This window comes from Gardnerella sp. DNF01204 (assembly GCF_049244145.1).
GTDB classification, from domain to species: domain Bacteria; phylum Actinomycetota; class Actinomycetes; order Actinomycetales; family Bifidobacteriaceae; genus Bifidobacterium; species Bifidobacterium vaginale.
The window spans coordinates 1,385,569-1,411,766 of sequence record NZ_CP058379.1 but is presented as its reverse complement, the minus strand read 5'-3'; the positions used below and the strand labels follow the sequence as shown (position 1 = coordinate 1,411,766).

The following is a 26,198-nucleotide window of genomic DNA, read 5'->3' as shown; positions in this document are numbered from 1 at the left end:
GTAGAATTATTTGAATTTTAGTGATTTTCTTTATCATATAGAAAAACTATTATACTCTACGTATTACACTTTTTAATTTATAGCTTAAATTTACGTTGTTGATTACGCTAGCCCACGTTCGTTTATTTTTGCTCGTGTTTGTAGTCGTATTTGGCGATTTTGGGAACAAACGCGGGGAAGTGTTCTTGGTTTTGTAGTCGGATAAGCCGTTGTATATGAGCTTATTTCCAATATTTTCGTGGCTATCAATATGAATTACTGTCTTTACGAGAGCTTGTAACAAACGTATATTTCAGATGATCTAACTTTTTATTCTGCAAGTAGAATTTCTAATAGTTAACGTTAATGGTAATTGAATATGTTTTGTTTCTCCATTAAAACTTATTAATTCTAAAGTAGATTTAGCAATAGCTTCAAATGGTTGCTGCAATGTTGTTAAGCTAGGATGCGCCCATTTGCCAATATGAATTCCATCGCAGCCTATTACAGATAAATCATCTGGTATCTTTAATCCATATCTTTCAGCTGCTCCAAGTAACCCTAGTGCTGAAATATCTGAGCTACAGAATATTGCGGTTGGTGGATCTGGGTTACTTACTATGTATGGGAATATACTTTCTCCAAATTCCTCAGTATATGGACCAGAAAATATTAAAGAATCATCGTATAATATTTTGCTATTTGATAAAGCGGATAAATAGCCATGTTTTCTGTCTGAGGTTGTGCTTAATCCATCTGGTCCTGACACGTAGGCTATTCTCTTATGCCCCAGGGAAAGTAAATAACAGACAGCTTGGTATGCTCCAGAGTAATTGTCAACAGTTACTGTTGATATATTAGATAATTTTTCATCATTCATTTGCTCATCTATTAGAACGGCATTCATTCCAGAAGGTATTACTTTACGCAAAGCTATATTATTGTTATTTAATCCAGCGTATATAAGTCCAATATACTTTTGCTCTTTAATTATGGATTCAACAATATTTCTTTCTTTTATTGGATTTCCTTGCGATATTTTAATATTTAATGTATATCCTAAACCATCTGCTGCCATGGATAGTTGTTGACATAGTTCACTATAAAATGGGTTATTTAATCCAGGAATAACAAGCGCCAGTGCTTTGTAAGTTGTCTTTGAGTTTATTTTAGTTGTGTATTTATAGAAATGTGCAGCCTCGTCAATTCTTTGTGCTGTAGAGTCTTCTACGTTTAACGTACCATGCAAATATCTCGATACGGTAGATGTAGATACATTTGCTCTTCTAGCCACTTGAACAATTGACATATAGACTCCATAAGTTTTATTGAAAAATCAATAGCTTAATAAGTAATTTAATACTGTTAATGCTACTATTGCGCAAAAACTTTTACAATAGAAAAATTTGCGCAAAAATATTATAGTATTCTAGCAATGAAGCCCTTTTAGCCCATATTTTTAGCGTTTTTTGTGTTTGTTTTATTTGCGCAAAAGATTTATTATTTTTTATAAGAACATCCTTAATGTGTGAGATTTACAAAGTAGAGATGTTTTTATTTATTCAAAGCAAAGGAGCTGTTTATATGACAAAAGTTTTACTAGCTGGAGAATCTTGGATTTCATCTACTACAGAATATAAAGGTTTTGATGAATTCACATCCACTAAATTAGAAATTGGTTGCGTGGAATTTCTTGATGCTCTTAGAAAGTTTGGTCACGATGTTACACATCTAAAAGCTCATGATGTTCCAGAAAACTTTCCATGGACAATGGATGAATTAAACAAATACGATGTTGTGATACTTTCAGATATAGGAAGTAATTCATTTTTACTACCTAATAGGGTATTTGGTGAAGGAAAAAGATGCGTAAATCGTTTAGATTTATTAGCTAAATGGGTTCGTGAAGGTCATGGACTGATGATGGCAGGTGGATATCTTTCCTTTGCTGGATTTGAAGGTAAAGCTCATTATCATGGTACATCTATTGAAGATGTGCTTCCTGTTGAAATAAGTCCATTTGATGATAGAGCTGAAAAACCTCAAGGTGTAATTCCTAAAATAGTATCCAATCATCCAATTGTGAATGATTTGAGTCCTATTCCAATTCTTCTTGGATATCAAAAGCTTTTAGCTAAAGAAAGTTCTAATATTCTCATGAAAGTTGATGATAATCCTTTGCTCATTGTTAATGAGGTAGATAAAGGCAGAAGTATTGCTTTTGCATCAGATATAGCTCCTCATTGGGCTCCGGAAGCGTTTATGCAATGGAGTGGATATGGTCAACTATTTTCTAATTGTGTCAAGTGGCTTTCTAAAGAAATTTAATAATTGCAAATTAAAATTATTATTCACTATAAGAGTGAAGAATTATATGAAAGGAGATAATCATTATGAATAGTAAACAACGTTATATGGTTCCTTTATTGTTCATTGGAACGGTATTGGCTGGTATGCTTTCTCCAATGCAATCTGCTGTGAATGGACAATTGGGAAAAGAATTAGCTGATGGCAATGCTTGCGCAGTAGTATCATTCGGTTCGGGACTTGTTGTTATGTTTATCATAATTCTCTCTCGAGCGTCTACAAGACAACAATTTGCTTCAATTCCTTCGAAAATTCGCTCTAATAATATACCTTGGTGGAGTTGGATAGCTGGATTATGTGGAGCTATGGTTGTTTTTTCTGAAGGAGCATCTGCATCTGTACTTGGTGTTGCAACATTCCAGACAACTTTAATCTGCGGAATGGTTTTGTCTGGATTATTATGCGATAGATTTGGAATAGGTGTAGATACAAAGCAACCGTTTAATTTACCTCGTATATCTGGTGCAATTCTTGCAATTGTTGCAACTATTATGGTTGTTTCACCAAGCTGGCATGCTCCGTCAGTTGTATTTCTAGCTGTTCTACCATTTGCTGCTGGTCTTTTAGCGGGATGGCAACCTGCTGGTAATTCGGCAGTGGCTAATGAAACTGGTTCTATGTTAGTTTCTATAACTTGGAACTTTATAGTAGGTTTTTCCGTACTAGCAATTGCTCTTATTGTTAGAATCGCTACAGGTCAGACTTCTTTCCATCTTCCATTGACTTGGTGGATGTACTTAGGTGGTCCGCTTGGATTATTGTCTATAGCCTTAATGGCTTTATTGGTGAGAGGATTAGGTCTACTTCTTCTAGGACTAGCTTCGACGGCTGGACAGTTACTTGGGTCTGTGTTGATCGACTGGCTTGTTCCGGCGTTAGGTGCAAAAGTATACGTTATTACACTTATTGGAACAGTTGTAGCACTAGTAGGTGCTGTTATAGCTGCAATACCTTCTGCTCGTAATGATCAGGATGAATTAGTCTCACAAGTCAATTGATAAAAAGTTTTTATTTTCAGTTAGTTATTATAAAGGAGTAATAACAATGTGTACTGGAATTGGAATAAGAAGCAAACAAGGAAATTCATATTGGGGAAGAACCCAAGATTTTGAACAAGAGTTTGAATATGCTGGTATGAAGATACCGTCTGGTACATCTATAGAATCAACCTATACACCATTTATTACTAAATGTGCAGTAATGGGTGTTGCTTGGGCTAAAGATGTGCATAAGAACCCTGTTATTTTAGATGGAATAAATGAATACGGAATATGCGGTGGGTCTTTCTATTTCGATCACTTCTTCCGATATGTGAGTAAGAAAGAAATTGATGATTCTAATAAAATTGCGCTTCGTGGAGAAGAATTAGTTACATGGATATTAACTCAGTATCGTTCTCTCGATGAGATCATTAATTCACTCAATTCGGATTTAGGAATAGTTAATGAACCTGGTCCAATGATGGGGATGTCTGTTCCGCAACATGCTGTTTTTTCCGATGAAACAGGTAGATCTATAGTTGTAGAACCTTCTATTTCTAATGGTTTTAAAATATTTGAAAATACAGTTGGTGTATTTACAAATGCTCCGACCTTTGACTGGCATCTTAATAATTTGAAGGCTCATCTTGAACGTTCTACCAATCGCAAATATCTTTATGACAACAATGAAGCTGTGAATAATGTAGGATTGGATGAGAATATAAGTGGATTACTCGATATACCTAGCGACTATAAACCAGAAAGTCGATTTTTGAGAGCGGCTTATGCAAAATTAATGTCTATGCCAGTTGATGACGGGAATGCGATTAATGAAGTATTTCAATTGTTGTCAATGGAGAACACCCCTAAGGGAGTTCTACGAATATCGGTAGATGATGAGATGTTGGTTCCATGGACTCAATATACGTCTGCATATGATATAAGTAATAAAGATTTATACGCATTTTCGTATGATAATCACAATTTGAAAGTATTACATTTTGGTAATCCTGACGAATGGGATCATGTAAGATATTTTGATTTTGTTTTGAAACAGACATATGAACCATTTGAAGAAGAATTGTAATTAGAAATAAGTTGGGTGTGCATGCTTTTGCGTAACAAATATGCATAGCATGCGCACCCTTGTATTGTTGTATTAATTTAAGTTTTTAATATAATTGTGTTTTTTGTTGATTACGCTAGTACGCGTTCGTTTATTTTTGCCCGCGTTTGTTGTCATATTTGGCGATTTTGGGAACAAACGCGGGATTATGGGTTGCGCGATTAGCGTTTAGAACAAAAAGACCGCAGCGACGAGACTGCGGTCTTAGATAGTTAGCGCGTTACGCTTGCGATTAATTGCGCATTGCGTATCATGCATTACGAATCGCGAATTGCGAACCACGCATTACGCATCATGCGATTTATCGCAATTAATCACGCATTGTGATTGCGTTTAAACGCGCCATACAATCCTGCGCAAGTAGCGCTAGCGATTGCAGCCTTAATAATATCGCCCACAATAAAGCCAGTAGAAGCCACGGCGATTGCCCAAACAGGCAAGTGCATCATAAGCGATTGGCCTACAAATCCAAATGCGTAAATCACAAGAGAACCAACAACAGATGCTGCAAAATATGCGCCAAATCGTGCAAATTTCTTAGCAACAGAATCCTCTGGTATAGCAGCATTAACAACGCCTTCGAGCGCAGACTTTACAAGCGCAATCACAGCCACACCGAACACGAATCCAACAAGGAATCCAACGCTAGGGCCTGCAAAAGCCACAACGCCGCTCTTTCCGCCTGCAAACACTGGCATTCCAGCAGCACCAATCGCAAGGTACATAAGCACAGAGCTAACGGCTTGGCGCCAAGTCAAAGTAAGACCTGCCAAAGCCAAAACCAAAGTTTGCAAAGTTACAGGAACAGGAGTTCCAGGAATCGGCAATGCGCCAGCCATAGTTGCAGCGCTAATAAGAACAGTAAACAAAAACGCCTTAGCAAATGGAACAGCCAAACGATTAACGTCAAAAGCCTTAGATGCAACTGTGCTAGAGCTTGCGCCAGAGTTTGCACCAGAGTTAGATTCAAAATTAGCCACGATATCCTTCTTTCGTATTGTTTTTCGTTGCTGAATCAAAGATTAGACAAAAATCACCAGCTGCGCGTTGGAGAAGTTTACAAAAAATCGCATAATGTTTTGTTCAAATTCACGGATACTATAAGCCAAATTTCCTATAACTTGTAACGTATGGTTACGAATATCAAAAAAATACTTGTTGCAAATCGCGGCGAAATCGCGCTTAGAGTGATTCGCACTGCTCAAGAAATGGGAATACAAACTGTAGCTATTTATGCGGCATCCGACCGCCAAGCACAGTATGTTGAGATGTCAAGCGAAGCGTACGCGCTTTCTGGAGACACGTATAGAGACACTTATTTAAATGAAGACGCGATTATAGACATTTTGCATAAAAGCGGAGCGGATGCTGTACACCCTGGCTATGGATTTTTATCGGAAGTAGCGAGTTTTGCGCAAAAGGTGATTGATGCTGGCGCTGTGTGGATTGGCCCGAAGCCAGAAGCTCTTATTGATTTAGGGGATAAGATAACCGCTCGGCGCGTGGCAACTCGCGCTAAAGTGCCGCCCGTACCAGGCATATCGGAGCCTGTAAAAGACATTCGAGAATTGTTGACTTTTGCGCAAACACACGGCTACCCGGTTATGATGAAGCGCACAGATGGTGGCGGTGGCCGAGGAATAACCGTTGTGCACAACGATGACGAGCTTCGCGGATTCTACATGAACCACGACGCTTTGCAAGGCGGCGACCTTGACGAGTACTTTATTGAGCGTTTTATAGACAAGGCGCGCCACGTGGAAACGCAGGTTGGCCGCGATTCGCATGGAAACTTCACCATATATTCCACGCGCGACTGCTCGGTGCAGCGCCGAAACCAAAAGTTGGTTGAGGAAGCACCAGCGCCATTCCTTACCGATGACGAGAACGCGCAGCTTCACCGATATTCTCGTAACCTATTTGAAGCTGTTGACTACGTTGGTTTGGGCACGTGCGAATATATGGTGACATCTCAACACAAGGTTTACTTCTTGGAAGTGAACCCACGATTGCAAGTTGAGCACACAGTTAGTGAGGAAGTTAGCGGACTAGATCTTGTGCGCGAACAGCTTACGATTGCCGACGGCGGTGAGCTTACGCAAAATCACCCTTCGCGCGGGCATAGTTTTGAGCTTAGAATCACTTCGGAAGACCCAGCAACGAATCTTACGCCTAGCGCAGGCACACTAACAAAAATCGAGTGGCCATCTGGACCTGGAATCCGTGTGGATTCTGGAGTAGAAGTTGGAGATAGCGTGTCTCCAAAATTCGACTCCATGATGGGCAAGCTTATTGTTACGGCTCAAAATCGCGATGCGGCGATTGCTCGCGTAAGACGCGCGCTTAAGGAGCTTTGCATCGAGGGAGTGCCTACTCCTGCTAAGCTTTTTGAGCAAATTTTTAACGATCCTGATTTTACAGCGCAAGATCACGATTTTGATATTTCTACAAAATGGCTTGAACGCAAGTATTTGAACCGCACTGCTGCAGCGGCAAATGGCGGACAGCCTGCTTCTTTGGATTCCAATAAGTCTGGTGAAGACGCGCAAAATAAGCCAACTAAAATGGAGTCTTTTGTAATAGAAGTAGACAATAAGCGCGTAAAACTTACGATTCCGCAAGATATTGTAGACAATCTTACTGGCTCTGCGCGAGTTAGAAGCACAGTTCGCGCATCGCAGCCGCTTAGAGGACGAGGATTAAGAGGAGATACTCACAAGTCGGAAACGCCAAAGGATGCTCCTGGCGTGATTTCTGCTCCAATGCAAGCTGTGATTACACGCGTAAACGTTGCGGAAGGTCAGAACGTAGCTAAAGGCGATTTACTTGCTGTTCTTGAATCTATGAAAATGGAAAACTACGTTTATGCACCTGCAGCTGGCGTAGTTACTGGCATTTTTGTGGGGCCTGGAGATGGTGTAGAAGCAGGCGAAAAGCTTGTAACAATTGACGTGACTAAAGGCGGTAGTGCAAAATGAGTGCGCTTACTAAAGATGCTACACAAGTTGCAAAAGATGTTAATAAAGATGCTGCGCAAGTTAGTAAAGACGCACAAACTATGCAAAATGCGCAGCCTACGCAGCCTCAGCGTGGAAAATCAGCCGTAGAACACGCGGCTCGCCTTGCTAGAGACGCCGAGCAGAATGCTTTAGAGCGCCAGCATGCAAAGGGAAAATCCACAGCAAGAGAGCGTTTGGATTTGCTTTTTGATACGGGAACGTTTGAAGAGATCGGCCGCTTTAACGGTGGAGACATAAATAACGATATTGCAGGATGCGCTGTAATCACGGGCTTTGGCGAAGTATACGGCAAAAAAGTGGCAGTTTATGCGCAGGATTTTTCCGTTCGTGGCGGCACGCTTGGACGCGCTGAAGGTCAGAAAATTTGTCATCTTCTAGACATGGCGTTGCAGCTTGCAGTTCCAGTTGTTGCGCTAATCGACTCGGGCGGCGCTCGCATTCAAGAAGGCGTTAACGCACTTACGCAATATGGCAGAATCTTCAAAAAAACTTGTGAAGCAAGCGGTTTAATTCCGCAAATCTCACTAATTCTTGGACCTTGCGCTGGTGGTGCAGTTTATTGCCCTGCTCTTACGGATTTTATAATCATGACTCGCGAACATTCCAACATGTTTGTAACTGGTCCAGATGTTGTTAAGGCTGCCACAGGCGAGTCAATTAGCATGGACGATTTAGGCGGTGGATATGTGCATAACTCCACTTCGGGCGTTGCTCACTACTTGGGCGAAGACGAGGCGGACGCCATTGACTATGCGCGCACAATCTTGGCTTATTTGCCGCAAAATTGCAATCAAAATCCGCCAACATTCGCATACGCTGCCACGCGCGCAGACAGAGAAACCGCTAAGCAGCTTGCGACTATTGTTCCAAGCAATGATCGCCAGCCGTACGACGTTTTAGACGTTATTCGCGCAATCGTAGATTATGGCGAATTTGTGCAAGTTCAAGAGCTTTACGCAGCATCCGCAGTAGTCGGTTTTGCTTGCATAGAAGGTCATCCTGTTGGAATAGTGGCAAATCAGCCTAAAGTCAATGCTGGAATTCTAGACGTTAATTCTTCCGAAAAAGTAGCGCGATTTGTGCGATTGTGCGACGCGTTTAATCTTCCTGTTGTAACTCTTGTAGACACTCCTGGATACAAGCCGGGATCAGATCAGGAGCACGCTGGAATTATTCGCAGAGGCGCAAAAGTGATTTACGCATACGCAAACGCGCAAGTTCCTCTCGTCACTGTGATTTTACGCAAAGCTTTTGGTGGAGCATACATTGTAATGGGATCAAAGTCGATGGGAGCAGACTTTAACTACGCTTGGCCTACCAGCCAGATAGCGGTTTTGGGCGCTCAAGGAGCTGTGAACATTATTCATCGCAAAGATTTGCAAAAAGCAAAAGAGCGCGGTCAAGATGTTGACGCTTTAAGAAAAAAGCTTGTTGAAGATTACGAAAACACCACTGTAAACGCGAATCTTTCGCTGGAAACTGGCCAGATTGACGCAATGATAGATCCGGAGCAAACAAGAGACGTTATTGCTAATTCTTTGAAGATTTTAAGAAGTAAAAAACGCGTTTCTAAAACGGGGAAGCATCATGGAAACCAACCAATGTGATTTGGGAATAATTCGGGAATAATTCGGGAATTATTTGAAAAGCACTCAAAAGTCGCCAGCAACCGCGCATAAAGCGACCAAAGATAAATAAATCCAAAAAACACAAATAAATTTTAAAAATAAAACTTAAACCCACGAACAAAGGAAAATAAAATGACAACATACTTATTTGACCAGCTCGCACAAACACCACACATTCTTACCTTCGCAGGACAATCCACACCATGGGTACAAGCCTTAAAAGAAACACAAAACGATGCAGAATTAAATAAAGAATTACGCGAATATAACAAATTAGCAAAAACTTTACTATCAAACATATATCCACAGTTATTAGCAAATGCTGGAAGTGACATAAACGTATTCGATGCTTTAGAAAATTCTAAAATCAACACAGCCAGCGCACAATTAAGCGTACCAGGAATCACCATTGCTCAGCTTGCAAGCGTAAGAGACCTAACAAACTTAGGCTACAACTTTGAAGTAAACAAGCCAATTGCAAGTCTTGGACACTCTCAAGGCATAATAGCCGCAAAAATAGTAGAAGCTCGTATAAAAGCAGGGTCATGGCAAAACGCGCAAAACCAAATAGCTGAACTTATAGCAATCGCATACATAATCGGAGCAGCAGCAGACCGCGAAGCGCGAATGTTAGAAATCAGTGGAAACGGCGAAAAAACACCAATGCTATCGCTAAAAGGCGTTACGTTTGAACAGGCAAAAGCCTTGATTAAGCGAGTAGAAAGAACCAGAGGCGTTATATCAATCGCAGTTAAAAACTCGCGAAATCACATTGTGCTATCAGGATATCCAGAAGACATGGAAGCCGTGCAAAATCAGGCACAGAAAGAGTCGCAGCGTTCCAAAAAAATGCGCGAAATGAAGGAACGAGGCGGATCGGTTTTTGCGCCAATTGCAGAGTATTTAGACGTTACAGTGCCATTCCATTCTCCAATCATGAAACCTGCTGTAGAGCAAGTTGAAGCCTGGGCAAAGGACGCAGGATTAGATGCTGAACTTGCACTAAATCTTGCAAATGCTGTGCTAGTAGAGCCAGTAGATTGGGCGAATCAAATAGCAGAAGTTTTAAACAACGTAAATGCGCGAGAGCTATACGTGCTAGACATGGGTCCAGGAGAAGTGCTTGGCAAGCTAACAAACGTGCTACTACAAGGAAGCGGAGCTGGCGTAGTAGAAGTCGGAACAATGAACGCGCGCGCAAAAGCAAGCACAACTAGCGCTGCAGAAGCTGAATTATTGCGCACCGGATGCTGGGCGGATTTTGCGCCGCGAGTAATCGACACTCCAGCTGGAAAGAAAGTTGTAACAAAATTCAGCAAGCTAACAGGCAAAGCTCCAGTACTGCTTGCTGGAATGACTCCAACCACAGTAGACCCAGAAATTGTAGCCGCCGCAGCCAACGCAGGATATTGGGCGGAACTTGCAGGCGGTGGACAAGTAACAGAAGAAGTATTCGACAGGCACATGGATTCTTTGAGCAAGCAATTGCAAGAAGGAGCAACTGTAGAATTCAACGCCATGTTTATGGATCGCTATTTGTGGAATTTGCAATTTGGCAGCAAACGTATAGTTCCAAAAAAACGTGCTTCTGGAGCGCCAATCGACGGCGTAGTAATTTCTGCAGGAATCCCAGAGTTAGACGAGGCAAAAGAACTTGTTGAAACTCTTCAAGCCGACGGATTCCCGTATGTTGCTTTTAAGCCAGGAACAGTAGAGCAGATTCGCCAAGTAGTTCGCATTGCAAAAGCTGTTAAACCAGCAACAATAATCGCACAAGTAGAAGGCGGATCTGCAGGCGGCCACCACTCTTGGGAGTCGCTAGACGATTTGCTTATTAGCACTTATGCTCAAGTGCGCGAATGCAATAATTTGGTGCTTGTAGCAGGTGGTGGAATCGGCACTCCTTCGCGAGCTGCCGACTACATTAGTGGCGAATGGTCCAATAAGTACGACTTGCCAAATATGCCTGTAGATGCTGTGATGATTGGCACTGCAGCAATGACGGCAAAGGAAGCGCACACAAGCCCGCAAGTTAAGCGCATGTTGGTGGAGACGCCTGGAATTACAGAAGCAAATGATGCATGTGTGGAAGGTCTTGGCGCAAGTGAAGATCCATTTGCTCCGATTGGCGAGCGCTGGGTGCCTTCTGGAAAGGTTGTTGGCGGAGTAACAAGCGGATTAAGCCATTTGCACGCAGATATTTACGAGATTGAAAACGCGTCCGCGCGCTGTGGTCGTCTTCTTGTTCATATGATGAAGCATCCAGAAGAGCTTTCTAGCCGCAGAGATGAAGTGATTCGCGCGCTTAACTCTACTGCAAAACCATATTTTGGCGATGTTGAAAATATGACATATACCCAGTTTGCGCAGCGATTCCTTGATTTAAGCTATCCTTGGGCAGATCCTACTTACGCGGATCGCTACCTGCATTTGTTACAGCGTATTGAAGCGCGTTTAATAAGCCAAGATTCTGGCGAATTTACTTCGATTTTGCCAGATATTAAGCAGGTTGCTGAAAATCCTCAGTCTGCTCTCGATTCTCTTGTGCAAGTTTTTCCTAATGCGAGCACGATGAACGTTGTTCCAATGGATGCTGCGTGGTTCCCAACCTTGGTGCGTGAATATCCTAAGCCAATGCCATTTGTGCCAGTAATTGACAATGATCTTCTTCGCTGGTGGGGTCAGGATCAGCTTTGGCAGTCGGAAGATTCGCGATATTCTGCGGATGCTGTGCGAGTAATTCCAGGACCTATTTCTGTTGCAGGAATAACCACAATGGATGAGCCAATCGCGGATATTTTAGGAAGATTTGAGGCTGCGGTTATAAATCGTTCGGCTGCTGGCGACTTGCCTCTGGGCTTTAATCAAAACGCGTTTAGCCAAATAGACTGTGCGCAAAATATTGAAGAATATGTGCGCTCATGTCCGAATATTTCTTGGATTGGTCACGTAACCAATAATCCTGCTTATAAAACGCAAAATAATAGTGAAAACTATGTTATAACCGTAATAAGTGAAGAAAATAGCGTAATTAAGCTTGATCTAGACATTAAACTAGACACGTTCTGGGATGAGCACGAAGCCGACAATGAAAATAGTGGTAAAAATAGCGTAAAGAACAGCGGCAAAAATCATGCTGTTAGAGATATCGTAATTCCGCTTATTGTAGACGCAAAGCGTGCTGGAAGCATACCAGTAGTAGACCGCGAGCGACTACCAAAACACGTTTATAACATGTTGGCAGCAACCGCAGGCATTGGAAATACTGCGATTACTGGAGATGTTTTAAGTGAAATGCCAAAAGTAGACGCAAGCCAAGAAGCGTGCGAGCAAGTTAAAAAAGAAATAGCTTGTGGAAAAGCTAACAAATCAGCCTGTGAAACAACATGTGAAACAGACTGCGAAATGCCATTTGGCGTGGTTAAATCAGCATACACGCTTTCTAGAAACCTAGGAATCGACCACGAATCTGCTACAGCTGGACGCCTGCCAGAAGGTTTGCAAGCATCAAGAATCGTGCCAGACGCGCTAGTAGGTCCAGCATGGCCAACAATATACTCAGCACTAGGATCCGTAATGGTAGACGGATACCCAGTAATTGAAGGACTACTCAACGCAGTACATTTAGACCACCTAATAGAACTAGATTTATCTACAGACGACCTGCAAAAATATGTTGGAACACGCATAAACCTCACTGGTTGGGCAGAAGATTACGCCGAATCAGCTTCTGGGCGAGTAGTGACAATACACATAATTCACAATGCACAAGACGGAACAAAAATCGCGCACGAAACAGAACGATTCGCGATTCGTGGCCGAAGCTACAGTGCAGCACTACCAAAGTCTGCTCCAGAATACGGAGATGCGGCAGAATTACACGGATTTAGCGTAGACAACACGCCTAGACGAGCGCTTAGACGCGTCGTAATTCGCGCACCTAAAGACATGACAGCTTTTGCGCGCACATCAGGTGACTTTAACCCAATACACACATCCAAAAGAGGAGCCGCAATCTCTGGACTTTCCGCACCCCTAGTACACGGCATGTGGCTTTCAGCAGCAGCTCAGCATGTTGCTCAAGCATTAGACGAAAAAGGCGCACACTATGATCTTGTTGGCTGGACGTACAACATGTACGGCATGGTGCAACTTGATGACGAAGTAGAAATCACAGTTGAACGCGTTGGAAAAGTTCGTCGCGGCGGACTTGCTTTGGAAGTTACGTGCAGAGTTGATGGGCAAATCGTGTCTAAAGCAAGCGCACTTACTCGCGCGCCGCGAGCAGCATTCGTATATCCAGGACAAGGTATTCAAAAACAAGGAATGTCATTGGATGAGCGCGCCAAATCGCCAGCTGTGCGCGAAACTTGGGAGCGCGCAGACAAACTCACTCGCGAAAAACTAGGATTCTCAATTCTTGCTGTAGTGCGAGATAATCCTAAGGAATTAACAGCAAATGGCGTAACATATCGTCATCCAGAAGGCTTGCTCAACTTAACGCAATTTACTCAAGTTGCGCTCGCTACTGTTGCTTTTGCGCAAACCGCGCGTTTAAGAGAAGCAGGATGCGATATTTGGCCTGCGTATTTTGCTGGTCATTCGCTTGGCGAATACAATGCGCTAAGCTCCTTCGCTCAAATTATTCCGCTAGAAACCGTGTTGGAACTCGTGTTCCACCGCGGATCTACAATGCATCACTTGATTGAGCGAGATGCGCAAGGACGATCCAACTATCGAATGGGCGCTTTGCGTCCAAACCAGTTCGGTGTGGACGATGATGGTGTAAACGCGTACGTTGAAGGAATCTCTAAGCAAACTGGCGAATTCTTGCAAATCGTAAACTACAATTTGGCAGGTCAACAATACGCAATAGCAGGCACAATAAAAGGTTTGAAAGCTTTGGCTCAAGATTCTGCCAAGAGGGCTAAAGAGTATGGCGGTAAGCCTCCATTTATGCTTGTTCCAGGAATTGACGTGCCGTTCCACTCTCGAATTCTTCGAAAGGGTGTGCCAGAATTCCGCGACAAGCTCGATTCGCTGCTGCCGAAGCATATTGATTACTCTGTGCTTGTAGGCCGTTACATTCCAAACCTCGTGGCTTGCCCGTTTGAGCTTACGCGAGAATTTGCGCAAAAGATTTTGGATGTTGTGCCATCTGAGCGCATTGAAGCAGCTTTGGAAGATGAAACTACGTGGAAATCTTATGCAGAGGATGAGCAGAAGCTCGGTAGATTGCTTCTTACGGAGCTTCTTTCATGGCAGTTCGCTTCTCCAGTTCGTTGGATTGAAACGCAGGCTCTTATGTTTGCCGATCGCGCTCGCGGTGGTCTTGGCGTTGAAGAGTACGTTGAAGTTGGTTTAGGAAACGCGCCAACTTTGGCAAATCTTGGTGCTAAAACTCTTGCTTTGCCGGAGTTTAGTGGCGAAAAAGTGACTGTTTACAACGTTGGTCGTGACGAAGGTCGCGTTTATATGACTGACACTGATTCGCTTGTGCCTGAAGTGTTTACTGAGGAAGATAGTCAAGAAGCAAGTAGCACTGCTGATGCGACTACTGCTCCTGCAGCTCCTGCAGCAAATGTTGTCTCTGCTGCTCCTGCAGCTAATGCAGCCGCAAGCGGACCTGTAGCAGACTTGCCATTCAAAGCATCCGACGCAATCTCAATGCTTATTGCGTATAGTGCAAAAATCCGTCTTGACCAAATCGGCGACACTGATACAACTGATACGCTTACAAATGGCGTATCTTCGCGCAGAAACCAGCTTCTTATGGATATTAGTTCCGAGCTTGGCGTGGCAAGCGTGGACGGTGCTGCAGAAGCTCCAATGAGTGCGCTTAAAAAGTTAGTTGATTCGGTTGCTCCTCGCTATAAAGCTTTTGGTGCCGTGCTTTCCGATATTGTGCGCGAACGTTTGCGTGCGCTTTTCGGTGCAGCCGGTGTGAAACCAGCGCAAATTGACAAGCGAATCTCTGAAGTCTGGCAACTTGGAGAAGGCTGGCGTGCGCACGTTCTTGCGGCTTTGGTTTTGCAAACGCGTGAAGGTGCTAGCGTGCGCGGTGAAAATCTTGCGCAACTTTCAACTGATCCTGCAAAGAATACTGCTGCAGCTGACGCTTTAATCGACGCAGCAATTGCACAAGTTGCTCAAGCTCACGGCGTTAGCGTTTCTCAGCCTGGTGCTGCTGGCGCAGCCGGCGGTGCTGTTGTTGATTCTGCAGCTCTTGACGCTTTCGCTCAGCAGGTTGTTGGCGCAGATGGCATACTTGCTGCAACTGCTAAGTTTGTGCTAGCAAAGCTTGGTGTTGAGGCTCCTAAAGCAGAAACTGAAAGTGACGAAAATGCTGCTGTTGTATCTGCTGTTGAAGCTGAGCTTGGTGCAGATTGGCCAAAGCAGGTGGCTCCTCGATTTGATGAGCGAAAGGCAATTCTTTTCGACGACCGCTGGGCTTCGGCTCGCGAAGACGTTGCTCGCTTGTACTACAAGTATGCTGGAAAGAATGTTGATATTCAGGTAAATGAAGTTTCTGAAATCTTAAATGATTTTGGTAGTTTCCTTGGTGCAGGGGAAGCAGTAGCTTCGGAAGCTGAGTGGTTTGCAAGTCTTTCTAAATCTCGCGAATTAAACAATCTTGCAACAATATTTAATGGTATTGCTCGCGATTCTCGCACTAAACTTGCGCAAAACAACGTCGATACTGCTCAAGCAACTCGTTTTGCAGGAGAAGTTGCAGTAGTTACAGGCGTTGCTCCTAACTCGATTGCTGCTCGCGTAGTAACGGGCTTGCTTAAGGGTGGAGCTACGGTTATCGCAACTTCGCACAGTTTCAAGCCGAGCGTTAAGTCTTGGGCGAAGAAAGCGTATCGCGAAAACGCTCAAATGGGCGCAAAGTTGTGGCTTGTTCCAGCAAACTTGTCTAGTTATCGCGATGTTGACGCGCTTGTAAAGTGGGTTGGCACAGTTTCGAAGAAAGTTAGCGGCGCAACTACTACTATTTTGAAGCCTGCTTACGAGCCGAGCATGTTCTTCCCGTTTGCAGCTCCACCAGTTCACGGTACTTTGGCTGATTCTGGTTCGCTTTTTGAATCGCAATCGCGCTTGATGCTGTGGGGTGTGGAGCGTGCAATAGCCGGATTTGCACAGATTGGAGCAGATACAGATGTACAACATCGTATGCACGTTGTGTTACCTGGCTCTCCAAACCGAGGTATGTTCGGCGGCGATGGTGCCTACGGCGAAGTCAAGAGTGCTTTCGACGCGATTGTGAACCGTGCGCATGCAGAAAGTGTGTGGTCGGATCGCGTGACTTTTGCGCATCCTAAGATTGGATGGGTGCGTGGAACCGGCTTAATGGGTGGAAATGATCCGCTTGTGGCTGTAGTTGAACGTCATGGATTAACTACCTACTCAACGCAAGAAATGGCAGATCGTTTGCTCGATTTGTGCACGAAGGAAGCGCGCGAACAGGCCGCAATCGCGCCTTTGAACGTTGATCTTACGGGTGGATTAGGCAAGGAGCCTCTTGATTTGAATGCTCTTCGTGCAGAAGCACTGGAAGATCAGAAGCGTGCTGAAGCTGCGGAAGCTGCAGAAGAAGCTGCAGAATCTTCTGTTAAATCAACTGCTAAATCAACCAACAAAGCACTTCCAACGCCTTACGTGCCAACTCAGCCGCGAGTCAACTTGGCTGATTGGAAGAACGTAACAGCGCGTCCAGAAGACGAAATTGTAATCGTCTCAGTCGGCGAACTTGGACCATGGGGTTCTGGACGTACTCGTTTCGAAGCAGAACTTGGAATTCGCGAAGATGGATCCGTGGAGCTTTCTGCAGGAGCAGTACTGGAATTGGCTTGGAATATGGGCTTGCTTACTTGGCAGGATTCACCAAAGCCAGGCTGGTATGATGCGGACGGCACGCTTGTTCCAGAAGAAGATATTGCAGAGAAATATCGCGATGAAGTAGTGGCGCGCTCCGGTATTCGACCATTCGAAACCGGCATGGGTGGCGACTACAAGGATGGAGCGAACGAAGAAGAAGCAGAAATCTTCCTCGATCACGACGTGAGTTTCAGCGTTCCAACAGAAACAATTGCGCGCGAATACGTGGCGCTTGACGAATCGCACACTGAGATTGCTCGCGATGCAGAATCTGGCGAATGGACTGTTACGCGCAAGGCAGGTTCTATGATTCGCGTGCCGCGTAGGGCTGCAATGACCAGAACCGTCGGTGGACAATTCCCTAAGGGCTTCGATCCGCTGAAGTGGGGTATTCCAGCTTCAATGGTTGGAAGTGTTGACACGATTGCGCTGTGGAATATTGTCACAACTGTAGACGCTTATATTTCTGCTGGTTTCACGCCTTCGGAGATTTTGCAATCTGTGCATCCGTCGATGGTTGCTTCCACGCAAGGAACCGGTTTCGGCGGCATGAGTTCAATGCGCAAACTGTACTTGGATCGCTTCCTTAACCACGAAATTCCTACGGACGTATTGCAAGAGGCGCTTCCAAACGTTGTTGCAGCTCACGTAATGCAAACCTATATCGGCGGCTACGGAAATATGGTTCAGCCGGTGTCTGCATGCGCAACTGCAGCGGTTTCGCTCGAAGAAGGCGTCGACAAGATTGCTCTCGGCAAAGCTGACTTCGTAGTAACTGGCGCAATTGACGATATCGGTGTGGAATCCGTAGTTGGCTTCGGCAATATGAACGCAACTGCCAATAGCGAAGAAATGTATGCGAAGGGCATCGATCCACGATTCTTCTCTCGCGCAAACGATCGCAGACGCGGCGGCTTCCTTGAAGCACAAGGCGGCGGTACGATTTTGGTTACGCGCGGCGATATTGCTTTGAAGCTTGGTTTACCTGTTGCTGGCGTAGTCGGATTCATTCATTCATATGCTGACGGCATTCACACTTCTATTCCTGCTCCGGGCTTGGGTGCTTTGGCTGCGGGCATGGGTGGAGCTAAGTCTAAGCTCGTGCGCGATTTGGCAGCTCTCGGCGTTATTCCGGACGATATTGCTGTGGTTTCTAAGCACGATACTTCCACGAACGCAAACGATCCGAACGAATCCGAACTGCACAATACTCTTGCGCACGCAATCGGACGCACGGAAGGCAATCCACTATTTGTAATCAGCCAAAAGACGCTGACCGGACATGCAAAGGGTGGTGCGTGCATCTTCCAAATCAACGGTTTAACGCAGCTGTTTAGAAGTGGCGTAATCCCTGGAAACGCATCACTTGACTGCGTGGATCCTAAGCTTGCGCGCGACGACCACATGGTTTGGTTGCGTGAGCCGATGCGCATTGGCGATGGTGCAGGTTCTTGTGCAGTGAAGGCTGCTCTCGCAACTTCGCTCGGCTTCGGTCACGTTAGCGGATTTGTGGCATTAGTTCACCCTGGTGCGTTTGAGGCTTCTGTGGCAGCTAGCGCTGGTGCGGATGCGCTTAGCGAATGGAGAGCCAAGGCGAATGCGCGTTTGGCTGCGGGCCAGAGGCGATTTGAGGAAGGCATGATGGGGCGATCTGCTTTGTTCGAGCCTGTTGAGAATCGTCACTTTCTGAAGGATGGCACGCGCCTTCCGGATGGCACTCGCTACGATGGTCACGAAGCAGAAAAAGCTATGCTGCTAAACCCAGACGCTCGCCTAGATGCAAGCGGCTACTATTGCTAGCGTAGACATGAGTGTGGCTAATCTGCAATAGCGATTTTCCCGAGAATGTTGCTCAAATCGGCGTGTTGAGCTACAAAGTCGGGAGATTTTTCCCGAGAATGTTGCTCAAAACGGCAAAATCAACAACAAAATGCGGAAATGTTGCTCGCGCGGATTAGCCGCGCTGTTCCTAACGGCTATTAGTAGCCGTTAGGCTGATTTGGCATGTAAAGTCCACTGGACTTTACATGCCAAATCACGCTTTGAAGGATCTTGAAATGCGTTATGCAATTTCAAGATCAGTCAAAGCGCCCATGCAAGTCGATTCGCACACAAGCTTGTGCGGGTTCGCACTACATGTGCAACTGATATAGCAGTTGTATTTTTGACTTTTGTAAAAATTGCAAAAGTGTTACAATAGCTCCTTACGTGCAAAATTGCGAAAAATTCAATGTGCTTATGGCGATTTGCGTTCAAAATAAGCAATCTTATGTGTAAACCAAAGTTGGTTGTAATAAGAAGTGAAACATAGTTGTATCACCTATAGTTTTCATGTTTTGCATGGAATAAAACAATATAGAAGCATGTTTGTGCCAACGGAGGAAAGGATATGCAGATGGTCGCTCATCGCCACCTTGCGTCGAAAATAGTTTCTATGATTGCAGCGAGTGCAATGTTAATAACAGGTTTTGCTGTTGTTGGCAATGCAAGCGCTAGTAGTGAGTCTAGTAGTGAATCTAGTAATCCTCAATCTAGCAATCTAACTCTTAACCGTAAGGGCGTTATTGTTACTGCATTCCAGCAGAATTGGAAGAGTATTGCTCAAGAATGCAAAACAACTTATGGTCCTGAGGGTGTTAAGTATGTGCAGGTGTCTCCTCCAAATGAGCATGTAAAGGGTACTCAGTGGTGGACTTCTTACCAGCCTGTGAGCTATAAATTAAAGTCAAAACTCGGTACTGAAAATGAGTTTAAGAGCATGATTGACACTTGCAAAGTTGCAGGTGTTGGAATTATTGCGGATGCTGTTATTAATCACATGACTGGTGCTGGTGATACTCATACAGAGGGTGTTGGTGGGAGCCAATATAGCGCTGCTAAAGAATATTTCCCAGATGCTGGATATAAGAAGGATGATTTCCATCAAGATGCTAGGAATATTGAGCACTATAACAATGCGGAGGAAGTGTGGAATCGCAGGCTTGTTGGCTTGCTTGATTTGGATACGTCAAAGCAGCATGTGCGAGAGACTTTAGGTAAGTACTTTGCTCATTTGCTCAAGCTTGGTGTTGCTGGCTTCCGTATCGATGCAGTAAAGCATATTTCTCCAACAGATATGGCTGCGATTAAGAAAGCTGCTGCTGATGCTGCGCACACTACGCCTGACAAGATTTGGTGGATGCAGGAGACGATTGGTGATCCTTCTGAAGCTAAAGAAATACAGCCAGATCAGCATTTAAAGGAAGGTGAAGTCAACGAATTCCAGTATTCCTACCGATTAAAGAGCAATTTTTATGGTTCAATTTCGAATCTAAAGAATATTACTAATGGACTTGTTCCAAGTGATAAAGCTTCGATTTTTGTTACTAATTGGGATACTCCTCGCGAAAATTATGTGCGCACGCTTACCTATAAGGATGGTCCTCGCTACGAGCTTGCAAACGCGTTTATGCTTGGCTACCCATATGGAAACCCAAACATTTATTCAGGGTATAGGTTTGAGAATGGTCATAAGGATGATGGTGCGCCTGGAGCGACTGAAGATAAAGTTGAAGATGTAGATTGTTCTCCAATAACTGGTTGGCAGTGCACTCAGCGTTGGACTTCGATTCGTGGAATGGTTGGCTTCTTTAATGCTGTAAATGGTGCTCAAGTCACTAATTGGCAGGAGAGTGACAATAATAACATTGCATTTAGCCGCGCAGGCAAGGGCTTCTTAGCAATTAACAATACTCCAAACGCAAAGAAAGTTTTGTATACTACTGATTTGCCAAATGGTGAGTATTGCAACGTTTATGCTGCGGGGAATTGCTCTAAGACTGTTAAAGTTACAGATGGCAAGGTTGCTGCGACTATTGCTCCTTATTCTGCAATTGCTTTGCATGTGGATTCTAAAGCAGATAGCGCTAGTAAAGCTGGTCCAGCACGTGATGAATCTGATCCAAAATACAATGTTGACGATGCTAAAGACCAGTCAACAACTGTCTATTTTAATGCTAAAAATAAAGCAGGTAATCCAAGTTCTGTAAATATTCATTATCAAATCGGCAATGGATCTTGGACTGCAGTTCCTGGTAGACCAATGCGCAAAGTTTGCGATGGTTGGTTTGCAAGAACAATTCCTAATAATGGCAAGCAAATTACTGCTGTATTTAATGACGGTGGAAGTAATTGGTATAACAAGAACAATCAGTCTGGAGCAAACTTTGAAATTCAAGCTGGTTCGAAAACTTATGTAGTAGATGCCGATTGGAAAGGTTCTGAATCTGCTAGCATTCCTTGCAAGGTTGAGGACACATCTTCAAAGCCTACTGAATTAAAGACAAAGATTGTTATTCACTATAAGCAAAAATATGGTGACAATCGCCATATGGGCGTCTATATCTGGGGTCTTAAAAATGCAGATGGTCAAGAGATAAAAGGTGCTTGGCATGAGTTCAATGGTCAAGACGCTTTTGGTAAGACTTACGCAGTTGAAGCTGATGGCACTTACGAGAGCGGAAAAGTCGGATTTATTATTACCGAGAAACCCGTTGATGGTCAGGACTGGCATAAGGACGGCGGAGATCGTAATATCTGGCAAATCGAAGATGGTGTTGGCGAAGCTTGGGTTTACGGAGGAGATTCAAATACTTTTGCAGAACCTCCATCTGAAGTCTCTAACAAGCTTAATAGCATTAAAACATTAAATGTTACTGTTCACTACCGCAGAACAAATAAGGATTACGCTGGTTGGAATCTTTGGACTTGGTACGGTAGTGAGAAGGGCGTAAAGCAAGATTTTACGGCTCATGATGATTTCGGTAAGATTGCAGAATATACATTCCACAATGATTCTGGCATAAAAGATTCAAAGTTTATTGTGCGCTATTCTATGCAAGGCAACGATTGGGTTTCTAAAGATCCTGGCGAAGGCGATCGCCCAATTCCTGCAAAAGCAATTACCTTAAGCGAAGATGGTAACACTGGTAATGCTGAAATCTGGCTTATGCAGGGCGATAGTAGAGTTTACTTAAGCCCAAACGTAATCAACACGAAGGCTAATGCTATTAATGCTGATATTACGTCTTTTAAGGAATTTACTGTAAACGTGAGCGGCGACCCTTCGGAAGTTGAGAAGAAAAATGTTACTGTAACTGATGTTACAGATTCAAAGAAAAATCAACACAAGACAGTAGATATTTCGCAAGTTGCTGTTGTGGATAATAGGATCGTAATCACTGCAAAGAACGAATTAGATCTTAAGAAAATGTATGAAATCAACATTAAGGGTGTTGGTGGAATGCCTAAAACAGTGTCTGCTTCAACTGTTAAAGGTTCTAAGATTGTTCGCACTGATGAGTTTGATCAAAAGTATGCGTACACAGGCGATGACTTGGGTGCTGTTGTAAAAGATGGTTCTACGACTTTCAAGCTTTGGGCGCCAACTGCTGCAAAAGTGGAGTTAGTAACTTATAAGTCAACTGATGAAAAAGCGCAAGAAGATAAAAAGCAAGATATGACTCTTGGCACAGAAGATGGAAAGCTTGGCGTGTGGAGTATTACTACGAGTTATGCAAAAGCTGGCACTGCTTATACATACAAGGTTTATTTTGCAGATGGCACTGTTAATAATTCTCCAGACCCTTATGCAAAAGCTGCTGTGCGAAATGGAATGAGATCCGTTGTATTCGGTGGCAACATGGCAACACCTGTATCTCGTAAGGCATCATTTGGAAAGCGTCCAACTGATGCGACTATTGCAGAAATGAATATTCGCGACTTTTCGATTCATGAAAGTTCTGGCGTAGATGTTGCAAAGCGCGGAAAGTATCTTGGTGTAATTCAATCTGGTGCTAAAAAAGATGGCAAGCCAACTGGCTTTGATTATTTGAAGTCCCTCGGCATCACTCATGTGCAAATCATGCCAATGTATGATTTTGGTTCTGTTAATGAAGCAGGAGATTTGAGTTATGTTGATAAGAACGACAAAGATAATCCTCATCAAAACTGGGGCTATGATCCAATAAACTACAACGTTCCAGAAGGCTCCTATGCGTCTGATTCAGCAAATCCTGCTACGCGCATTACTGAGCTAAAGCAAATGGTTGAAGGTCTACATAAGGCTGGTTTGCGCGTGATTATGGACGTGGTTTATAACCATGTTTATAACGCAGAAAAGAACGCTTTTGGACAGACTGTGCCAGGCTACTACTTCCGTTACAACGATGACGGCAGCTTGTCTAATAGATCTGGTTGCGGAAACGATACTGCTTCAGAGCGCAAAATGATGCGAAAGTATATTGTTGACTCTGTAAAGTATTGGGCTAAAGAGTACGGTATTGACGGCTTCCGTTTTGATTTGATGGGATTGATTGACCTTGAAACCATTAAGGAAGTGCGTGAAGCTGTTCATGCAATTGACCCGAACTCGATTATTCTTGGCGAAGGCTGGGATATGAGCCAATTGCCTTATGGAAACCGCACTATTCAGCCTAATGCGTATAAGCTTGCTGAAAATAATGGCGTTGCGTTCTTTAACGATTCCTTCCGTGATGCTGTAAAGGGTCAAGGAGATGATGATGTTGCTGGATTCGTGTCTGGAAACAGAGGCAGCGACAATCTTGTAATGCAAAATCTTTACGGTTGCCAGCCTGGAAACGCAAGCTGCACTGGTAGGCGCTACGCGAATGCTGGTCAGACTGTGCAATATGTTGAAGCTCACGACAATCTTAATCTTTACGATAAGTTGAAGAAATCCTTGCCTAATGAGACAGAAGAGAATCTTAAGAAGCGAGTAATGCTTGCTAATTCGCTTGTAATGTTTGCGCATGGCATGCCATTCTTTGAGCTTGGTCAAGAGTTCTTACGAAGCAAGAATGGTAATGCTAATAGTTACAATGCTGGCGACGGTGACAATTCCGTTAAGTGGGATCTAGTTAAAACGAATGAAGATGCTGTCGAGTACTTCAAAGCGTTGATAAAGCTAAGAAACGAGATTCCAGCTTTACGAGATTCTGAATATTCTGATGTTAACAATAATATGCATTGGATTAAGAGCAGCGATGGTATTAACGCATTTAGTGTTGACAACAACGGTAAAACGTATGTGTTTATTTTCAATGCTAATAGTGGTGAATTTACTGTGAATATTGGCAAAGGAAAGTATCGCGTGCGCATTGCTGATGGGAAAGCTAACAGCAATGATGAGTCAGTGTGTCCTGAAGCATCTGTAGATGACAATGGAAATTACAAGGTTTCTGCTCTTTCGACTTCAGTACTTGTGAAGGATGCTGAAAAGAAGAACGACAATCCTTTTGCAAATATTAATGTTGATGATGTTCTCAAATATAAGATGAATCCTTTGGATATCAATAAGTTGAAGGATGAATCTAAGCCTGGTACGCAGAAGCCGAATCCATCTACTCCTGGGCATGAACAAACTCCTGGTATTGTTACTCCATCACCTCAGCCACCTGTTCCTGGTCCTGTAGTGCCAAATCCGGCTCCAGCGCCTGGCCCTCATCCTCAGCCTGGTTCTAATCCTGTGAATCCGGCTCCTCAGCCAGCGCCAGTTCCAACTCCAACTCCTGGAGAAACTCATCCTGGAACTCATGAGCCAAATTCATCTACGCCTGGTCGTGAGCAAACTCCTGGAAACTCTGATACTGAAAATCATCCTGCTCCACATACTTTAGTCCCAGATGTGGGTACTGCTCCTAGTAATTCCGAATCAGGTTCTGCATCCCAGCAAGGCTCTAAGTCTAATACGCCTGCTCATGAACCTAATAATAGTATTGAATCTAAGCCTAATGCTGAGTCTCACTCTACTTCTGAATATCAAACTCATTCAAAACCTAAGCAGAATGTGCATGAAAATTCAGATCAGTCTAAACCAGCTAAAACAAAACCTGAATCTTCCTCAAATTCTGCTGTATCTGCGCCTGCTAAGCCATCATCAGCTGCTCCAACTCCTACTGCACCGGCAACAGTGCAGCAGCTTAAGTCGGAGCTAAGAGGAACTCTGCTAGTACGAGACAATAATGTTGCGAATGCTGGAGTTGTGAACAAAGTAAACATTCGCATTCAAAACGGCGAGTTTATTGAACGTCTGAATCGTGAAGGTATTGCATATGCTTACGCATACATCTACTCGTCTCCGCGATTGCTTAAAGGCTCCGACGGTTCAAAGTATGTTACTGTACGAATGGTGAATGGCGTGCCTCAATTCGATGCAATATTCCCAGCTGGATACTCTGGTAAACACACTGTTCTACTTGTAGACGAGAGTGGCAAACAAATCGCATGGACTGAAGTAACTGTTGTAGATAATGGTGTTTCAAAGCGTGGTGGATCTATGCTTCAAACAGGAAGCAACATTGTTTATACTTTTGCGCTGTTCATTATACTTACATTTGTTGCAGCTATTGCTCGTTATAAAGTTGCATTTAGATAGATTTGTGGCTTTGAGTTTTAAAGCGTCGCGCGCGAGAGCACTTTTGTAGTGCGTTTGCTTTGACTGAGCTTGAAATTTCATAACGCATTTCAAGCTCCTTCAAAGCGTGATTTGGCTTAAACGTAAAGTCCAGTGGACTTTACGCGCCAGATCAGCCGAGCGGCTACTAATAGACGTTCGGAATCACACGGCTAATCCGCGCGAACGACGATCAACCTTGTAGTGCGATTGTATGACGACACGCCGTAAATCAGGTACAAACGCACTACAAGGTTGCGCCAAGTTAGGTATAGATTCGAGATTTTTCGCACTGAATGAAGCGTATCGCTCGCGCGTTACAGCGCGCTCACGTCTTCGCTTGCGTTGAAAGCACACTGTGCTTTCAACTTTGAGCAAGCTCAGCGAATCGAAGTGCATTCGCGCGCTACGCTTTAAGCGCTCAAGCAAGTCGATTCGCAGCTCTTTGATGGTGATTCGCTGAAGTAGCAAGAAAAATCGAGAATCTCGGTGATAAAAACCACGCAAAAGTTCTAGATATTCAGAAGGTTTGATGTATTTCTATACGAGCAATAAAAGAGGAGAGTAGCGACGGGATTTGCGAGGAGAGAAATACTCAAACCTCGCGCAATACCAAGTAAGGAAACCGTACTACGCTCTAAACCCAGACGCTCGCCTAGATGCCAGCGGCTACTACTACTGAGCTGCTGCTTTAGCTGGTTTTGACTTACAAACGCCGGGGAATTTTCTCCGGCGTTTGTAGTTGTTTTGGCGTTATGTGGAAAC

At 43.9% G+C, this 26,198-nt stretch carries 9 protein-coding genes; 7 read left to right on the top strand and 2 right to left on the bottom strand.

Features of this window, described 5'->3' with window-relative positions; translation table 11 throughout:
• Positions 1 to 301 precede the first annotated feature (301 nt).
• Entirely contained in the window at positions 302 to 1,288 is a 987-nt protein-coding gene (locus HXT46_RS05525; RefSeq protein WP_009994299.1) for a LacI family DNA-binding transcriptional regulator, read from the bottom strand.
• A 275-nt stretch (positions 1,289 to 1,563) separates the two neighbouring features.
• Between HXT46_RS05525 and HXT46_RS05520 the strand changes: the two genes are divergently transcribed.
• The 3 genes from HXT46_RS05520 (at position 1,564) to HXT46_RS05510 (ending at position 4,413) form a co-directional block, all read left to right on the top strand.
• A complete protein-coding gene (locus HXT46_RS05520; RefSeq protein WP_004114439.1) occupies positions 1,564 to 2,307 on the top strand; it encodes a glutamine amidotransferase in 744 nt (247 codons plus the stop codon).
• A 65-nt stretch (positions 2,308 to 2,372) separates the two neighbouring features.
• Positions 2,373 to 3,344, top strand: a complete 972-nt coding sequence (locus tag HXT46_RS05515; protein WP_248911795.1) for a DMT family transporter — start codon at positions 2,373 to 2,375, stop codon at positions 3,342 to 3,344.
• 46 nt (positions 3,345 to 3,390) lie between these two features.
• Positions 3,391 to 4,413 carry a linear amide C-N hydrolase gene (locus HXT46_RS05510; RefSeq protein ID WP_075038664.1) on the top strand — a complete coding sequence of 341 codons (1,023 nt, stop codon included), beginning with the start codon at positions 3,391 to 3,393 and terminating at the stop codon, positions 4,411 to 4,413.
• Positions 4,414 to 4,766: 353 nt separating this feature from the next.
• On the opposite strand, the gene HXT46_RS05505 is transcribed toward HXT46_RS05510, so the two are convergent.
• A complete protein-coding gene (locus HXT46_RS05505; RefSeq protein ID WP_421785879.1) occupies positions 4,767 to 5,432 on the bottom strand; it encodes a biotin transporter BioY in 666 nt (221 codons plus the stop codon).
• Between the two features lie 150 nt (positions 5,433 to 5,582).
• Here HXT46_RS05505 and HXT46_RS05500 point away from each other — a divergent pair, with 150 nt between their 5' ends.
• The 4 genes from HXT46_RS05500 (at position 5,583) to pulA (ending at position 25,415) form a co-directional block, all read left to right on the top strand.
• Positions 5,583 to 7,430: a biotin carboxylase N-terminal domain-containing protein gene (locus tag HXT46_RS05500; protein WP_410309774.1), complete on the top strand. Its 1,848-nt coding sequence runs from the start codon at positions 5,583 to 5,585 to the stop codon at positions 7,428 to 7,430.
• On the top strand, positions 7,427 to 9,079 hold the full coding sequence (locus tag HXT46_RS05495) for an acyl-CoA carboxylase subunit beta (RefSeq protein WP_421785876.1): 1,653 nt from the start codon (positions 7,427 to 7,429) through the stop codon (positions 9,077 to 9,079). The genes HXT46_RS05500 and HXT46_RS05495 overlap by 4 nt, the downstream gene beginning before the upstream one ends.
• Before the next feature lie 153 nt (positions 9,080 to 9,232).
• Positions 9,233 to 18,781, top strand: a complete 9,549-nt coding sequence (locus tag HXT46_RS05490) for a fatty acid synthase subunit beta domain-containing protein (RefSeq protein WP_421785874.1) — start codon at positions 9,233 to 9,235, stop codon at positions 18,779 to 18,781.
• A gap of 595 nt (positions 18,782 to 19,376) precedes the next feature.
• Entirely contained in the window at positions 19,377 to 25,415 is a 6,039-nt protein-coding gene (pulA, locus tag HXT46_RS05485; protein ID WP_421786351.1) for a type I pullulanase, read from the top strand.
• The last annotated feature ends 783 nt before the right edge of the window (positions 25,416 to 26,198 follow it).

What these genes read in the sequence shown, in the direction of transcription:
- HXT46_RS05525 (WP_009994299.1), bottom strand. Translation starts at nt 1,288, where the DNA reads ATGTCAATTGTTCAAGTGGCTAGAAGAGCAAATGTATCTACATCTACC.
- HXT46_RS05520 (WP_004114439.1), top strand. Translation starts at nt 1,564, where the DNA reads ATGACAAAAGTTTTACTAGCTGGAGAATCTTGGATTTCATCTACTACA.
- HXT46_RS05515 (WP_248911795.1), top strand. Translation starts at nt 2,373, where the DNA reads ATGAATAGTAAACAACGTTATATGGTTCCTTTATTGTTCATTGGAACG.
- HXT46_RS05510 (WP_075038664.1), top strand. Translation starts at nt 3,391, where the DNA reads ATGTGTACTGGAATTGGAATAAGAAGCAAACAAGGAAATTCATATTGG.
- HXT46_RS05500 (WP_410309774.1), top strand. Translation starts at nt 5,583, where the DNA reads ATGGTTACGAATATCAAAAAAATACTTGTTGCAAATCGCGGCGAAATC.
- HXT46_RS05495 (WP_421785876.1), top strand. Translation starts at nt 7,427, where the DNA reads ATGAGTGCGCTTACTAAAGATGCTACACAAGTTGCAAAAGATGTTAAT.
- HXT46_RS05490 (WP_421785874.1), top strand. Translation starts at nt 9,233, where the DNA reads ATGACAACATACTTATTTGACCAGCTCGCACAAACACCACACATTCTT.
- pulA (WP_421786351.1), top strand. Translation starts at nt 19,377, where the DNA reads ATGGTCGCTCATCGCCACCTTGCGTCGAAAATAGTTTCTATGATTGCA.